The sequence below is a fragment of the Sulfuricurvum sp. genome (assembly GCF_036279695.1).
Taxonomy (GTDB): domain Bacteria; phylum Campylobacterota; class Campylobacteria; order Campylobacterales; family Sulfurimonadaceae; genus Sulfuricurvum.
This window is the reverse complement of sequence record NZ_DASUIQ010000025.1, coordinates 1-15,681: the sequence shown is the minus strand read 5'-3', so window position 1 is coordinate 15,681 and position 15,681 is coordinate 1. Positions and strand designations below refer to the sequence as shown.

Annotated in this window: 15 protein-coding genes; 2 read left to right on the top strand and 13 right to left on the bottom strand. The window is 45.9% G+C overall.

Features of this window, described 5'->3' with window-relative positions; all coding sequences use genetic code 11:
• Nucleotides 1-32 precede the first annotated feature (32 nt).
• Genes ychF through folD form a run of 10 tightly spaced genes read right to left on the bottom strand, consistent with a single transcriptional unit; the run spans nt 33 to nt 8,040 of the window.
• Entirely contained in the window at nt 33-1,133 is a 1,101-nt protein-coding gene (gene ychF, locus VFW36_RS03005; protein WP_329657332.1) for a redox-regulated ATPase YchF, read from the bottom strand.
• The gene (locus tag VFW36_RS03000) at nt 1,133-2,563 is read right to left on the bottom strand and encodes a leucyl aminopeptidase (RefSeq protein ID WP_329657331.1); all 1,431 of its coding nucleotides are present in this window, start codon (nt 2,561-2,563) and stop codon (nt 1,133-1,135) included. The genes ychF and VFW36_RS03000 overlap by 1 nt, the downstream gene beginning before the upstream one ends.
• Nucleotides 2,544-3,137 carry a DedA family protein gene (locus tag VFW36_RS02995; RefSeq protein WP_329657330.1) on the bottom strand — a complete coding sequence of 198 codons (594 nt, stop codon included), beginning with the start codon at nt 3,135-3,137 and terminating at the stop codon, nt 2,544-2,546. Before VFW36_RS02995 ends, VFW36_RS03000 begins: the two co-directional genes overlap by 20 nt.
• A gap of 9 nt (nt 3,138-3,146) precedes the next feature.
• Complete coding sequence (trpB, locus tag VFW36_RS02990; protein ID WP_329657329.1) at nt 3,147-4,346, bottom strand: tryptophan synthase subunit beta; 1,200 nt, start codon at nt 4,344-4,346, stop codon at nt 3,147-3,149.
• Nucleotides 4,346-4,894, bottom strand: a complete 549-nt coding sequence (locus tag VFW36_RS02985) for an adenine phosphoribosyltransferase (RefSeq protein WP_329657328.1) — start codon at nt 4,892-4,894, stop codon at nt 4,346-4,348. The genes trpB and VFW36_RS02985 overlap by 1 nt, the downstream gene beginning before the upstream one ends.
• Nucleotides 4,895-4,906: 12 nt before the next feature.
• Nucleotides 4,907-5,239, bottom strand: coding sequence for a hypothetical protein (locus VFW36_RS02980; RefSeq protein WP_294894237.1), 333 nt, complete (start codon nt 5,237-5,239; stop codon nt 4,907-4,909).
• 3 nt (nt 5,240-5,242) lie between these two features.
• Complete coding sequence (rpiB, locus tag VFW36_RS02975; RefSeq protein WP_329657327.1) at nt 5,243-5,680, bottom strand: ribose 5-phosphate isomerase B; 438 nt, start codon at nt 5,678-5,680, stop codon at nt 5,243-5,245.
• An 8-nt stretch (nt 5,681-5,688) separates the two neighbouring features.
• Nucleotides 5,689-6,366 (bottom strand): site-2 protease family protein, encoded by a 678-nt coding sequence (locus VFW36_RS02970; protein WP_329657326.1) that lies wholly within the window; start codon nt 6,364-6,366, stop codon nt 5,689-5,691.
• Entirely contained in the window at nt 6,353-7,186 is an 834-nt protein-coding gene (gene lepB / locus VFW36_RS02965) for a signal peptidase I (protein ID WP_329657356.1), read from the bottom strand. Before lepB ends, VFW36_RS02970 begins: the two co-directional genes overlap by 14 nt.
• Nucleotides 7,183-8,040, bottom strand: coding sequence for a bifunctional methylenetetrahydrofolate dehydrogenase/methenyltetrahydrofolate cyclohydrolase FolD (gene folD / locus VFW36_RS02960; protein ID WP_329657325.1), 858 nt, complete (start codon nt 8,038-8,040; stop codon nt 7,183-7,185). Before folD ends, lepB begins: the two co-directional genes overlap by 4 nt.
• A gap of 68 nt (nt 8,041-8,108) precedes the next feature.
• Between folD and VFW36_RS02955 the strand changes: the two genes are divergently transcribed.
• On the top strand, nt 8,109-8,471 hold the full coding sequence (locus tag VFW36_RS02955) for a cytochrome c (protein ID WP_329657324.1): 363 nt from the start codon (nt 8,109-8,111) through the stop codon (nt 8,469-8,471).
• Nucleotides 8,440-9,378, top strand: a complete 939-nt coding sequence (locus tag VFW36_RS02950) for an HpcH/HpaI aldolase/citrate lyase family protein (protein WP_329657323.1) — start codon at nt 8,440-8,442, stop codon at nt 9,376-9,378. Before VFW36_RS02955 ends, VFW36_RS02950 begins: the two co-directional genes overlap by 32 nt.
• Here the strand turns inward: VFW36_RS02950 and VFW36_RS02945 are convergent.
• The 3 genes from VFW36_RS02945 to VFW36_RS02935 form a co-directional block, all read right to left on the bottom strand.
• Complete coding sequence (locus VFW36_RS02945; RefSeq protein WP_329657322.1) at nt 9,371-9,835, bottom strand: PAS domain S-box protein; 465 nt, start codon at nt 9,833-9,835, stop codon at nt 9,371-9,373. The genes VFW36_RS02950 and VFW36_RS02945 overlap by 8 nt on opposite strands.
• Before the next feature lie 2 nt (nt 9,836-9,837).
• Nucleotides 9,838-12,339, bottom strand: a complete 2,502-nt coding sequence (locus tag VFW36_RS02940; RefSeq protein ID WP_329657321.1) for a sensor domain-containing protein — start codon at nt 12,337-12,339, stop codon at nt 9,838-9,840.
• A partial coding sequence (locus tag VFW36_RS02935; RefSeq protein WP_329657320.1) for a PAS domain S-box protein occupies nt 12,339-15,681 on the bottom strand: 3,343 nt, incomplete at its 5' end. The genes VFW36_RS02940 and VFW36_RS02935, both read right to left, overlap by 1 nt.

Here is a 15,681-nt window from a genome sequence, read left to right as displayed (position 1 = left end):
AAATACTCCTTAAAAAAAAGTTTTGTAACTAATTATACATTAAATCTAAAGTGCATAATATCACCATCTTGCACAATATATTCTTTACCTTCCAAACGCATTTTCCCCGCTTCTTTGGATTTTGCTTCACCGCCACAGGCTACGAAGTCCACATAAGCGATCACTTCAGCACGGATAAACCCTTTTTCGAAGTCGTTATGGATAACAGCCGCCGCTTTAGGGGCAGTAGTATTTTTGTGGATCGTCCAGGCGCGGACTTCTTTGACACCCGCAGTGAAGTAGCTCATAAGTCCGAGTTTATCGAACCCTTTACGGATGATTTGCTCTAGCCCTGATTCTTCGACACCCATATCACGTAGGAATTCGTCACGCTCATCATCTTCCATACCGACGAGCTCTTCTTCGATTTTTGCACAAAGCTTGATTACCTCACAGCCGTGTTTTGCGGCGTGTTCGCGGAGACGTACGACGTATTCGTTGTCTTCGGTTAGACCGTCTTCATCGACATTCGCACCGTACATGATCTCTTTGGCACTCAAAAGGCGTACTTCGCTCATCAATTTTTCATACATTTCGCTGTCCGCTTTCGGGAAATTGCGGGCGAGGTTCCCCTCCGCCAAAAATTCCGCCAACTCTTCGGCAAAAGTCATCATAGCGGCGGCATCTTTTTCGTTTTTCGCCTGTTTTTTGAGGCGTTCGATACGGTTGGTCAACACTTCGATGTCGGCGAAGATCAGTTCGTTCTCGATGATCTCGACGTCAAGCAACGGATCGATACGCCCCTCGGTGTGAACGATATTATCATCTTCGAAACAGCGGACGATTTGCAAGATCACTTCGGTTTCGCGGATGTTGGAGAGAAACTTATTCCCCAACCCTTCACCTTTACTCGCACCCTTGACGAGACCGGCGATGTCGACGAAATCGAGGGTCGAGTACTGGATACGCTCAGGATTAACGATTTTAGCGAGTTCATTCAAACGGACATCAGGTACCGGAACGGTTGCTTTGTTCGGTTCGATCGTACAGAACGGGTAGTTTGCCGCTTCGGCGTTTTGTGCTTTGGTAAGTGCGTTAAAGGTGGTTGATTTTCCGACGTTTGGTAGTCCGACGAGTCCGATTGATAATCCCATTAATTATTTCCTTGTGTATTTAATTTTAGTAGCCATTCCATGCTCATTCGCACACCCGCACCCGTTCCGCCATAGGTGTGAACATCCCATGCGCTTTCGGTGTAGGCAGAACCTGCGATGTCGAAATGAACCCATTTCTCTTTCATATCCTCATCGATGAAGTTATCGAGAAAGAGGGCGCCGGTGATCGCTCCGCCGTAAGGTTTACTAGAGACGTTGCAGACGTCAGCGAGGTCGCTTTTGATCAGTTTTTTGAGGTGGCGGTTGAAGGGGAGGTTTCCGCAGTATTCACCGCTTTGCTCTGCCGCGCTGAGCCACTCTTGTTTGAGCGATTCGTTGTGCCCCATAACCCCTGTCGTATAAGGTCCCAGAGCGACCATACACGCACCTGTGAGGGTCGCGTAGTCGAAGATATAATCGGCTTTGACGTTCTCTTGAGCATACCCCAAAACATCGGCGAGGACGAGTCGACCTTCGGCATCGGTGTTGCGCACTTCGATGGTTTTGCCATTTTTGGCACGGAGAACGTCATCGGGTTTGTAGGCGTTTCCGCCGATCATGTTCTCGACCGCTCCGACAAACGCGTGCACTTCGATGTCGAGTTTTAGCTCGCTCACCGCTTTGATGATCCCCATTACGGCACACGCTCCCGCTTTATCCATTTTCATTGTCACCATCGAAGCGGCGGCTTTGAGGCTGAGCCCGCCGCTGTCGTAGGTGAGCCCTTTGCCCACGAGGGTGATCACTTTTTTAGGGTTTGCCGGTTTGTAGGCAAGATGGATAAGACGGGGAGGGTTGATGGATGCACGGCCGACGGCGAGCATGGCGTTCATCTTTTCATCCTCAAGAGCGGTGACATCTAGGATAGTGCATTCGAGATTATTGGAAGAAGCTAAAGCATCTGCCGCAACCGCCATCGCTTGAGGGGTCATATCGTATGGGGTTTGGTTGACCAAGTTACGGACGAAATTGGTCGCTTTGGCAATCGTTACACTTTGGTTGAAAAGGGACTCTAATGCTTCAAAATGCTCTGCGGATTCATTGGCAAACATAATATCTTTGAGTGGTGTGCTTTTCGGGTCTGATTTATAGGATTCAAATTTGTACCCCCCTAATATCACCCCATCGACCAGAGCGTTTACGTTCTCTTTGGTAATCGCAACTCTTAGAGATGCATAGCCGTAGCCCATAGCTGCTTTGAGTGCTGATGCCATGATAGATCGGTACAGTTCATTGCTCTCTTCTGTGATGGCGCAGACGAGGAGACGATGCTCATGCAATGTACATAGTTGCTCTGCTTCAGCTTTAAATCCTGCCTGTGTCAGAAGCGTTTTATGCGGGTGTGTTTCAAATTGTGCAGGTGTGACAAATTCCAATGTCAAATCGGCATTAAGTGAGGATACGGGTTGGTTATAGAGTTTGACGTTCACGGCGTTTCTCCAAAAGATTTTTTTCGATGCGGTTAAAGGTAAATGCGATACTTCCGACAATCGTTAATACTAACGGAATAGCAAAATACCAGTGACTCTTGATCCACGCGAGGAGTTTAAGTAGTTCATCTCCGAAATAATAGGCGGGTATAATGGTCAATGATGCCCAAAAAAGAGCACTGACGAAGTTGATGATCGCAAAATCACGTGAGGAATATTTGGTAAGTCCTATTGCCATTGGGATAACGGTTCGCATTCCGTACATATAGCGTTGCACGAAAATAAGCGGCCAGCCGTATTTTTTGAGGAGGAGATGGGCAATAGCGAATTTACGACGTTGAGCACGGAGTTTATCGTGAATATAGGCTTTGTTAAATCGTCCGATATAAAAATAGATCTGATCGCCGACAAATCCCCCCAGCGCACCGACTATGATCGCGATAGGTAAGATCATATCTCCGGTATGTGCCATGATCCCAGCCATAACAAGTCCAAGTTCACCCTCTAAAATACTCCATCCGAAAAGGACGATATAGCCATATTCTCTCAACCATTCGATAAATAAATGCTCCACTAATCTCCTTTAATTATCGAAATTCAAAATTTGTTTGGCTTGCATCATATCTTTGTCTCCGCGACCGGAGAGATTGACGATAATGAGTTTGTCTTTAATGTCGGTCATTTTTTTCAGGTACGCGACAGCATGAGAACTCTCAAATGCAGGGATAATCCCCTCTGCACGAGATAGCCAGACGAATGCATCGAGCGCTTCGGCATCGGTGATATTGTCATAAGTGACGTTATCGTTATCTTTGTGAAAGGCGTGTTCAGGTCCGATCCCCGGATAATCCAACCCTGCTGAGATGGAGTGGGCCTCGAGAATCTGTCCGTCGTCGTCTTGGAGGAGGTAGCTCATTTGACCGTGTAATACTCCCGGACGCCCTTTGAGGAGCGAACAGCCGTGTTTGTCGGTATCGACTCCGAGTCCTCCCGCTTCGATTCCGACACAGCGAACCTCTTTGTCTTCGAGGAAGTGTTGGAAGATTCCGATGGCATTGGATCCTCCGCCGATACAGGCAATGACGTAATCCGGCAGTCGGTTCTCTTTTTCCAAGATTTGCGCACGTGCTTCACACCCGATAATCGCCTGAAAATCGCGTACCATCATCGGATAGGGGTGCGGTCCCGCAACGGTACCGATGATATAAAACGTATCGCGTGCATGGGTAACCCAGTGGCGGATTGCATCGTTCATCGCATCTTTGAGGGTTTTAGATCCGCTCTCTACGGCGTGAACTTTGGCTCCGAGGAGTTTCATACGGAAAACGTTCAGCTCTTGTCGGGCAACGTCTTTGGCACCCATAAAAATTTCGCACTCCAAACCGAGCAAGGCGGCAATGGTTGCCGTCGCAACGCCGTGCTGACCCGCTCCCGTTTCGGCGATCACTTTTTTCTTACCCAAACGTTTTGCCATCAGCCCTTGGGCGATAACATTGTTGACTTTATGCGCCCCCGTGTGGTTCAAATCTTCGCGTTTGAGGTAGATTTTAGCCCCTAGCTCTTCGGAGAGGTTTGCGGCGTAATACAGCGGGCTCGGACGACCGACGTAATCACGCAGATAGCCGTCTACCTCACTCCAAAAGGTCTCATCAAAACGGATCTCTTTATACGCTGCTTCGAGTTCCAAGAGGGCGGGCATAAGGGTTTCAGGGACATAGCGTCCTCCGAAAATGCCGAAATGTCCGTCAACCGGATCAAATTTGGAAGGGGATGGGATATACATTAGTCGACTCCGATCACGGTATAGACTTCAACCAATTCACGAAGTTTGCTCTGACCGCTTAAAAAATCCAGACCCATGACAAAACACGCTTCGATACACTCGGCACCCACTTTGTTGATAAGGTTTGCGGCTGCATACGCGGTTCCCCCCGTCGCGATCAAATCATCGATCAATAATACACGGGGTTTTTCTGTCGTAGCGAATGCGTCAATATGGATTTCCACTTCATCCACGCCGTATTCGAGGGAGTATTTTTCCGATACGGTGGTGTAGGGGAGTTTCCCTTTTTTACGGATCGGGACGAATCCGACTCCGAGCATTTGGGCTAACGCGGCACCGAAGATAAAGCCGCGTGCATCGATCCCTGCTACGTGGGTAAGGTCATAGGACGCATAGCGTTCATGCAGATGGCGCATCAAGACACCGAACGCTTCACCGTCGCTTAGGAGGGTCGTAATGTCTTTAAACACGATTCCCGGTTTCGGGAAATCGGGGATGTCGCGAATGGCGTTGATTAAAATGGCTCTATCATTAATGGTAAGATTCATAAAGGTTTCCTTTTAAATAAGTGCGTCGATACGCCCTTCGAGCTCTTTGATTTTGTTTTGGAGGCGGTCGGTTTCGGAACGATGTTTAGAGTTACGTTGTTTGAGCGATTTCACTTCGTTGCGAAGATTGTTTAGCTCTTCGCTGAGGATGTCTACGTTCCCCAGTGCGCGTTGAAGCTGTATTTGGTATTTTCGGATCAGTACTTCAGCCTCTTTGAGGGTGAGTTTCATCATCTCGCTGGTTCGCTGTTCTTTAACAGTGATGCTCCGAAAATAGAACATTTTGACGAGAAAGAAAAGTGCCCCAAGGGTAACGATGGTGAGTAATGACCACTCTAAAAACATACCTTATCCTTTGATTGCCTCAATTTTATCCACGCGGCCGCAGTGGCGACCCCCTTCGAATACTCCCGCAATCCACGCATCGAGGATCGATTCGGCTACCCCTTGACCCACAATGCGTTCACCGAAGCACAAAACATTCGCATCATTATGACCGCGAGCAACGGTTGCGGTGTAAGCATCGTGGCACAGTGCGGCTCGGATACCGTGATGGCGGTTCGCCGCCATAGACATTCCGATTCCTGAACCGCAGATCAAAATCCCCTGAGAAGCAGGATCGGCGAGGACATTTTCACACACTTTTACCGCATAATCGGGATAATCGACACGCTCTTTGTCAAATGGTCCTAAATCGATTACCTCATGTCCTTTTGAACGGAGGAGCTCGACGGTAAAATCTTTCATATCGATTCCGGCGTGGTCGGTGGCAACGTAAAATTTCATAACTCTCCTTAGTTCAATAATAGATGTAAGACCGCATTGATCGGCCAGATGACCAACGGAATTTTGAGCGGTGTAACCAATATGATGATAATAGCAATCATTCCATAAGGTTCGGCTTTGACGAAAAATTCGGCAACGGCACGTATCTTATATTTGAGACTCATGTAGGTAATGAAATGGGCGCCGTCAAATCCCGGAATAGGGAGGAGGTTAAAGACGGCGAGGACGACATTGATCAAAAGAAGCTTCATCACAAAAAGGTAACCGAAAATATACAATAGACTATCGGATTCACTCGGTTGAGCGAGTGAAACGAGGACAACGGAAGCGAGGGTTGCTAAAAAGATGTTGTACGCAATCCCTGCCAAACTTACCTGCATCGCGGCATTATAGCCGCCGTTACGGAGTACGGTATGGGTATTGACCGGAACCGGTTTTGCCCAACCGAATAAAAATCCGCTCTCAGCTCCGAGCAACATGGGGATGAAATAGGTCATAAGCGGTACGAGGATCGATCCGAACGGGTCGATATGAATCAGTGGGTTGATACTTAAGCGCCCTTGATTTTTAGCGGTAGTATCGCCGTATTTATAGGCAACCCATCCGTGCATGATCTCATGACCGATGATGGCGATAAGTAAAGCGATTATCGCCGCAGCGATTTCGAGCGGTTCAATAAAGCTCATGTTTGTTTGCGGCGGCTTCGTCTTCGCGTACTCGCTCGATAACGGCACGTTTTAGCGGTTCTGCTTGTTCTAAATCGGTAGGTGTTTTTCCGATACGATCCCAGCGGACTTCATAATCAGCATTTAGGCTGAAGTAAACAAACCACGGTGTCCCTTCGATCAAACCGTACGGTACGGCTCCCCAAAATCGGCTGTCATTGGAGTGGTCTCGATTATCACCCATCATAAAGTACTGTTTTTCCGGCACTTGGATCGGGGCAAAGTTAAAGATTTCGCTAGGCATCATCCCATCGTTAACGATATGATCGTCGTGATGGATACCCGGATGTTCTTTGGTATAAGGATCTTTAACCCATGTTTTTCCATCCACGGTAATCAGCTCATAGCCGGCAAACGCTTTTGCCGCGTACTCATTCCCTTCTCTAGGGTGGAGATAGAGGACTTTGTCTTGTAAGAAAAGTTCATCACCCGCTAATGCAACACAGCGTTTAACGTAGTGCATCTGTGGATTATTCGGATAGCGGAAAATGACAATATCACCGCGCTTCGGTTCTGCTCCATCGATAATATGCCCATCCGTCCCCGGAATGAGAGGGATTTCGAGAAATGGAAGATGAGGGGTTGAGATACCGTAGGCAAATTTTTTGGCAAACAGATGATCTCCGACGAGGAGAGAATCTTTCATCGATCCGCTGGGGATACGGAACGCTTGAGCGATGAAAAAGATGACAAATAAAACGATGATAATCGTCCCTGTCCATGTATTGGAAAAACGATAAGCGCTATGGAGCCCATTAAATATTTTTTTCTTCAAAATCAGTTCTCTTCTTGTGCGTGAATTTGTGCGGCTTTGAGGGTGTTGGAGAGGAGCATTGCGATGGTCATCGGTCCCACTCCTCCCGGTACCGGAGTGATATAAGAGGTTTTAGGGGCAACAGCGTCGTAATCGACATCTCCGACGAGGCGACCATCAGGAGCACGATTAATCCCGATGTCGATCACAATCGCATCTTCTTTGACCATATCCTCACGGATCAGATTGATAACTCCCGCACCGACGAGGATAATATCAGCGTTGAGGGTGTGTTTTTTCAAATCATCGGTGAAGATGTGGCAGATTTCAACGGTTGCGTTGGCATTGAGCAAGAGCGATGCCATCGGTTTTCCTACGATGTTGGACGCTCCGACGACACAACAGTTTTTACCCTTGGGATCGATGTTGTATTCGCTCAAAAGTTCCATAACACCCAGCGGAGTGCAGGGAACAAATCCGTCCAATCCTGTCGTGAGGCGTCCGACATTGTAAGGGTGGAATCCGTCAACGTCTTTAGTCGGAGCGACTATTTCGAGGATTTTGGTGGTATCGATATGTTTTGGGAGGGGAAGCTGGATCAAAATTCCGTCGATATTGGGATTGGTATTCATCATTTCGATGGTTTTGACGATGGCATCTTGGGAAATATCATCGGGCATTTCGTGGGTTACAGAGTAAAATCCGGCACGGTCGCATGCTTTTTTCTTCATCCCGACGTAGGCTTGGCTCGCTGGATCATGTCCTACCAAAATCACCGCCAACCCTGGAACACGTCCTGTTTTGACTTTGAGTTCTTTGGCTCCGATAGAGACTTTTTCTTCGATTTTTTGTGCGAGCGCTTTACCGTCAAGAATTTGCATTTAATCACCGTCAAATTGTTTTTGGGTATGATACCGATAAAAGACTAATATTTGGTTAAAGGGATCAGGTGCGCGGGGTTTTTCTACTATTTTTGACCTTTACACTTTCGTATGGGGAGTCGTTTATTACGAAAGAAGAGTATGCCGCAGGTCTCTATCATAACCCACGCGGAGTAGGGTGTCAACTGTGTCACGGTGAAGAGGGGGAGGGGAAGCTGATCGCCCATTACCGTGATGAAGGTGAGAAAAAAGTATTTGCCGGAAAACCGCTTCGTAAACTTCCGTTTCGAGATTTTTATTTGAAACTCAACAGCCGTATCGTAGGTATGCCACGCTATTATCTCACCGATACCGAAATCCAAACGCTCTACTATTATCTCCATCGCGAGGAGTTTAAACGTGCCGCTCAACAACCTCCAAAAGCTAAATGATCTGATCGAAGCGGGTGATCTTTCCACCCTTAAAACGTTGGTAAACCCTATAAAACGTCGTCTCAACACGACACTATCGTTTCGCTCGGCGATGATGGTCTCCACCCATAACCTTAAACACCTCTCTAAAATCCCGACTCTCGAAGCAGAGTGTCTGATGCTCAATCTCGAAGACGGGGTAAGTGCGGAGCAAAAGCCCTATGCGCTCGTGCTGTGTGCGATGGCATTGGCTTCGAATCCCGTGATCGATAAAAAATTGGTCGTTCGTGTCAATCCGCTCGGTGAGGGGGGCGAGGAGGAGATAGTGTTTCTCAACCCGTATATGCCTGATGCAATCCGTATACCGAAAATACGGAGTGTTGAAGAGGTTCGCCGTGTCTTGGAATTGGTGGATGAGGGGATCGAAATCCATCTCTCGATAGAGACGAAAGAGGCGTGGTTGGCAATGGGGACATTGGCGATTGATTCTCGGATAAAGGTATTTTATCTGGGTGTTCTTGATCTGTTCGCCGATTTGGGACTCTCTCAGAGTCTTTTACTTCCCGATAATCCTGTGGTTCAGTATATACTCTCTCATTTTCTGATGACAAGCCGTGCGTGTGGAGTCAAACCCGTTTCATTTGTTTATCAAGATTACAAAAACCACGACGGACTCCGAAATTGGCTGGAGTTGGAGAAAATGATCGGATTTGATGCCAAAGGGTGTATCTCTCCCGCTCAAGTGAGTCTCATCCATGAGATTTTCGGACACTCTGAAGCGGAAATAGAGCGATGCCGAGACATCATCAGGTTGTTTGAAGAACACTCGACGCGCGGGATCAGCGGATTCGTGGATGAGCGATACGGGTTTGTCGACGAGCCGATTTATAAGGGTGCGTTGGCGGTTTTAAGCGATTTATTTAGGTAGTTTTTGTCCAGTTTTTAATTTTTTTTCGAAGCAATTTTTCCGTGCGTTTGCGTTCTGTGATGTCTTGGACGATAGAGAGGTTGTATGCTGATCCCTCATAGAGAAAATAGCTTGCATGAACTTCTACCGGTATCTGTTTTCCCTCTTTGGAGATATGAGCGGTTTCAAATGTCTGTGCATGGTTCAGTTTTAAAAACTCCCAATGTTCTCTCCAATGCTCAAGCTGATAGTGGGCATCGATGTCAGAGATGCTCATCGATAAAAGCTCATCTCGGCTGTATCCCAAAACGCGGCAAGCTACTTGGTTGATATACATCAACTGTCCCTCTTCGGTTACAAGGATAATTTGATCTTTGATCCGATCTAAAAAATGTTCAAGCACGGCAAGGCGGTGCTGCTCGTATGATTTTGTATCAATGTTAAGGTAGTTTGATTTTTTCAAAGGATGAGGGCTCATGGTTACTCCTTGTATCCATTGTTAAAGTGGGTATGAAAGTGTTCAAATTCTGAGGCTTCGAGAGGTTTGGCGAAATGATACCCTTGTACTTCGTCACATTTGAAACGTTGTAAAATATTCAATACTTCTTGGTTCTCGACCCCTTCGGCAATGGTTTTAAGGTTGAGATTTTTTGCCATTTGGATAATGGTACTGACGATGACAACATCTTCTTGATCCTGCATAAGATCTCGAATAAAAGATTGATCTATTTTGAGTTTATCGACGGCAAAACGTTTTAGATATGCCAAAGACGAATACCCCGTTCCGAAGTCATCAATGGAGAGTTGAATTCCCAGCGCTTTGAGTGATTGGACTGATTGAAGTGTACTTTCAATATTGTGCATCATAGTTGATTCTGTGAGTTCCAATTCAAAAAATCGAGGATTTAATCCCGATAGTTTGAGTGCATTTTTTACAACGATTTCGAGATTTCCCCTTTTAAATTGCATTGCGGATGTATTAACGGCAACATTAATAGTGATACCATTACTATGCCAATAAGCCGCTTGGCGGCATGCTTCTTCGATGACCCACTCCCCGATAGGGACGATCAGCCCACTCTCTTCAGCTATCGGGATAAAGCTCATCGGAGGGATCATTCCCAGATGCGGATGATTCCATCGTATTAATGCCTCAACTCCTGTGATAGTGTTGGTAGACAAATCGATTTGCGGTTGATAATGGAGGATAAATTCATTATTTTTGAGAGCACTTTTGAGGTCACTGAGGATTTTAAATTGTCCGGTGATATTTTGGTTCATCGCTCGGGTAAAGCATCGATAGGTGTTTTTACCTGATTCTTTCGCTTTGTACATCGCGGTATCGGAGCTTTTGAGAAGTGATTCAAAACTATCTCCGTGATCAGGGTAGATGGCAATACCGATAGATGCTGAGGCGGAAAGGAGATGGTTTTGGAGAGCGAACGGTTGTTCGAACGCATGGATAAGTTTGTCGGCGATTGCAATGACATCCTCTTTGTCGTTAATGTCGGGTAGTATGAGGAGAAACTCGTCTCCCCCCTGACGGCTGAGGGTATCACTCTCTCGGATACACTCTTTGAGGCGTGATGCGACACTTTGTAACATAGCGTCCCCCACGGAGTGCCCTAACGAGTCATTGATGGTTTTAAACCCATCTAAATCGATAAAAATCAGGGCGGCTTTGTTTTCATGTCTCTTTGCAGATGTGATGGTTTGCTCCATCCGATCTTGGGCAAGGACACGGTTCGGTAATCCCGTGAGAGCATCATGATGCGCCATGTGCTCAATCTGTTTTTCGATCATGCTGCGTTTAGTAATATTATGCCCGATAGCCAATGCTCCGATGATGGCACCGGTGTCGTCACGTTCAGCGACCAAGTGCAAATCATGAATCACATGTCCACCGTCATTCATACGATACCATTCAACCGTAAAATGGTCATCCTCACCGCTAGCAATAACCGATTTTATGCGTTCTTGATACTCTTCTGCGCTCATTGAGAGCATATTGATATAAACTCCCCACTGTGATTGCGGCAGTGCATTGAGCGCTACATCGAGGGGGATGCCGGTTTGCTCAGAATACGCCGGATTGGCATAAATACGGTGACATTCATGGTCATAACGCATAATGATATTCGGAGAGTTTTCCGCAAGGGTACGAAACATCTCTTCACGGGCATTGAGGTCTTTTTGCAACTGTTTTTGAACCGTAATATCTCTTCCGATGGCGAGGATACCCTCTATTCTTCCATCCATACCGAATTCAGGAACATGACTGTGCTGAAAATAGTACTCATAGCCTTCATCGTTTACAAATTTCACTTCTATCTCATCCGGTTCGCCTGATCGGAGGACTTTCTCAAGGCTTTTCATCACTTTGACTACATCCTCAGAAGGGACAAGTGTCGTTTCGGCGGGTGTTTTGCCCAAGAGTATCGATGAGGGTTTTCCGCTGAGACGTTCTACCGCCGGATTGACATACGTACGACGGCAGTTACGATCATAGCGATAGATAGGGTCTTTTGCATTTTCAGCTAAAGAGCGGAATTCCTGTTCCCTTTGGATGAGGTTAGACTCCATCTGTTTTCGCTCTGTAATATCACGAGCTATTCCCAATGTCCCCATAAGTCTTCCGTCTTGATGGTAGATCGGAGCTTTGCGTATCTCCATAATTCCTAGGGTATTGTCTTTGGGATAGATAACCATCTCTTCGGTGATGATGAGCCGTTTTTCACTGATCGCCTCTGCATCACTTTGTCTGCAAAAATCGGCTGATTCATGATTATAAAAATCATAATCACTTTTACCGATGAGTTCGTTTTCTTTTACCCCTAAAAAATCTTCATACGCCGCATTACAGCAAAGATAAATACCTGCTTCGTCTTTCATCCAAATGAGATCGGGGATACTAGAAAATAGAGCGGATAGTTTTGTAGTTACCTCTTCGAGCTGATGAGTATGGTTTTCAAGGATAGGCATTATGATTCTTTCCCATAAAAGTTCGTATGATAGAGTTCAAAATCATCCGCGCTCATCGGTTTGGCGAAATGGTATCCTTGTACTTCGTCGCATCCAAACTCTTGTATGATGGAGAGTACCTCTTGGTTTTCCACCCCCTCGGCAATAGTGGTGAGGTTGAGGTTTTTTGCCATTTGGATGATCGTTTTGACGATAGCGGCATCATCTCGATCCTGTAAAATATCACGAACAAACGATTGATCGATTTTCAGCTTATCGACGGCAAAGCGCTTGAGGTACGAGAGGCTCGAATACCCTGTACCGAAATCATCAATCGAGAGTTGAACACCCAGTGCTTTTAGGTTACGAACCGATTGAAGCGTGTTATCTGCATCGTGCATGATGATCGATTCGGTAAGTTCGAGTTCGAGATGATGCGGATCGATTTGGGAAGCAAAGAGAGCATTTTTGACAATCTCTTCGAGATTTCCCCGTTTAAATTGCATTGCAGAGATATTAACCGCAACACAAAGCTCAATCCCCATTTTTTGCCAAAGTGCGGCTTGGCGACAAGATTCTTCGATGACCCATTGACCGATGGGGACGATCAGCCCACTGCCCTCGGCAATCGGGATAAAGCTCATCGGCGGCATCATCCCCATCATTGGATGTTGCCATCGTATCAAGGCTTCAACACCAATAATACGATTACTGGATAGATCAATCTGCGGTTGATAAAAAAGGATAAATTCCTTATTCTCTAGTGCGTTTTTGAGATCATTCTGGATCTTGAATTGGTCGAGGATATTTTGGCTCATTTGCTGGGTATAAAAATGGTATCCGTTTTTGCCCGATTCTTTGGCTTTATACATTGCAGTATCGGCACTTTGGAGCAGCATTTCATACGTTTCACCGTGATCGGGGTAAAGGGCTATTCCGATGGAGCCTGATACAGAGAGGGTATGGGTGTTTATCTCGAACGGTTTTTCCAATATCGTGAGAATTTTTTTGGCTATCGAGACGATAGCATCGTTTTCTTGGATGTCTGATAGGATTAACAAAAACTCATCGCCCCCCTGACGACTGATCGTATCGCTCTCTCGTATAGACTCTTTGAGGCGTGACGAGACGTTTTTGAGCATCAAATCACCTACGGAATGACCTAGCGTATCATTGATCGCTTTGAAGCCGTCAAGATCGATGAAAAGGAACGCTGCTTTGGCATTTGTGCGTTTGGCATGCACCATAATCTGTTCGGCTTTAATTTTGGCAAGAGTTCGATTCGCCAATCCTGTAAGAGCATCGTGGTGAGCCATATGTTCGATTTGCTGTTCCGCATGTTTTCGTTCGGTGATGTCACGAGAAAGTATAATATAGGTGCCGCTCGATTTTCTTTTTGATGCGGAGAGTTCGAAGTATTTTCTCCCCTCCGGTAAATTGATATACATCGTATTTCCGATAGATTGTCCTGCTTCATCTACCTCTCGCAAGGTTTGAAACGAGACCTCCGCCGAATCGTGAGGCAATATGTGACGGATATTTTTTCCGATGAGATGGCTTTTTTGGGATGCTAAAAGGGTCTCATCTTGCGCCCAGATGTTGAGATAGGTTCCCTCAGCGTCTAATTCGAAAAGGAGATCAGGGATTGTGTTGATAATCTCTTCACTAAATTCAAGTGCTTGTTGTAATAGTTCTTCTTGTTGTTTTGTTTTAGTTATATCGCTGGCAACCGTCAAAACACCTCTAACGGTACCATCACTATTTAATTCAGCTACGCCTCTTTGGTTTAAGTAAATAGTTTTTCCATTTTCTTCTTGAAAGGCAAGCTCAATAGTTGAAGATTTTTTAGTTTGAATGATTGTTTTGAGATATTGTTCGTATGTTGAAACATAATTTGAAATAACCCATGATTTCTGTGCAGGACTCTTTCCGATTGCCTCCCCTCGAGTGATACCGTTTATACGCTCGTATGCCGGATTGACATAGACTCTTTTTAAGTCACAATCATATCGGACAATAGCATCAGGAGAATTTTCTGCCAAAGAGCGGAATTCCAACTCTTTTTGAAGCAAAAGCTCTTCTTGTATTTTCCGTTCAGTAATGTCTAAAATGGTGCCGATTTGACCTAGCGCTTCGCCTGCTGCGTCACAATAGATTGCTTTATGAAACATCACCGTATGATCTATACCTTGTGCATCTCGCAATTGGGTCTCGTATATTTGGATCCCGCCATTGCGAAATAACTCCGCGTCTGCGTCAAAAAATACCTGTGCTTGCTCCGTAGGGAAGATGTCAAAAACTCCTTTTCCGATCAGCTCTTCTTTATTTTTGCCGTAAAACTCTTCGAAGGCTTTATTGAATCCTTTGTATCGGGTCTCTTTGTCTTTTAAAAAGATCGGCACCGGAATGGCGTTCAATAGCGATTCGAGGAAGCGATTTTGTTCTAATAATTGTTTTTCGATCTCTTTGAGACTCGTAATATCACGTCCCGTTGCCAGAACACTATGTATATTACCGTCTTCACTTGTTTCAGGGACGATGCGTATTAAACTTGTAAGCATTCGCCCTGATGCATCCGGCCACGTATGCTCGATTTCAGCCTGAACCCCTGTGGTTATCACCTCTTTGATTTTTTCTTCGTAGGCTTTTGCCTGCGGGGAAGCGAAATATGAGGTGGGTTTTTTCCCGATAATATCTTCAATGCTCAGCCCCATTGCGTGAGAGAGAGCCGGATTGGCATAGAGGCGTCTGCACTCATGATCGTAACGTGCGATGGTATCGGGCGTTTGCTCCGCAAGGGCTCGGAATTCGCGTTCACGTTCCGCTAGTTTTTGCTCCATCTTTTTGCGTTCAGTGATCTCATTGTTTTGCGATACGATACAAGCTCTGCCGTTAATACTCACCAGTGTCGCCGATACGGATGCATATCCTGTTGAGCCGTCTTTACGTTTATAGCGAAAATCGAAATCTTGGATGACACCGTTTTTTTGAAGGGTAGTAAAAAAAGTCTCCCGATCTGCAAGATCATACCAAATATTGATCCCGTCAAAAGCGTTGCGATTGATGACCTCTTCTCTCTCATACCCCGTATAAGTGAGAAAACTATCGTTTACATCGATATAGCGGCTTGTTTCGAGGTCATTGATCGCAAGGGGAACGGGACTGTTCATAAATGCTTTGAGAAATTTTTGTTCATTATCACGGAGTAGGGCTTCTTTGTGGTTACGCTCACTAATATCTCGAACTAATGCCATGTTGTAGCCGATACCGTTGTATACGAAATAGTTAGCATTTACTTCGACGGGAATAATATTTCCCGTTTTACTTCGGTGTTTTGATTCGACTAGAGCATTTTTGTACTCT

Excerpts from the sequence above, each read along its gene's own strand:
- VFW36_RS02985 (WP_329657328.1), bottom strand. The coding sequence starts at position 4,894 with ATGAATCTTACCATTAATGATAGAGCCATTTTAATCAACGCCATTCGC.
- VFW36_RS02940 (WP_329657321.1), bottom strand. The coding sequence starts at position 12,339 with ATGCCTATCCTTGAAAACCATACTCATCAGCTCGAAGAGGTAACTACA.
- ychF (WP_329657332.1), bottom strand. The coding sequence starts at position 1,133 with ATGGGATTATCAATCGGACTCGTCGGACTACCAAACGTCGGAAAATCA.
- folD (WP_329657325.1), bottom strand. The coding sequence starts at position 8,040 with ATGCAAATTCTTGACGGTAAAGCGCTCGCACAAAAAATCGAAGAAAAA.
- VFW36_RS02980 (WP_294894237.1), bottom strand. The coding sequence starts at position 5,239 with ATGTTTTTAGAGTGGTCATTACTCACCATCGTTACCCTTGGGGCACTT.
- trpB (WP_329657329.1), bottom strand. The coding sequence starts at position 4,346 with ATGTATATCCCATCCCCTTCCAAATTTGATCCGGTTGACGGACATTTC.
- VFW36_RS02945 (WP_329657322.1), bottom strand. The coding sequence starts at position 9,835 with ATGAGCCCTCATCCTTTGAAAAAATCAAACTACCTTAACATTGATACA.
- rpiB (WP_329657327.1), bottom strand. The coding sequence starts at position 5,680 with ATGAAATTTTACGTTGCCACCGACCACGCCGGAATCGATATGAAAGAT.
- VFW36_RS02970 (WP_329657326.1), bottom strand. The coding sequence starts at position 6,366 with ATGAGCTTTATTGAACCGCTCGAAATCGCTGCGGCGATAATCGCTTTA.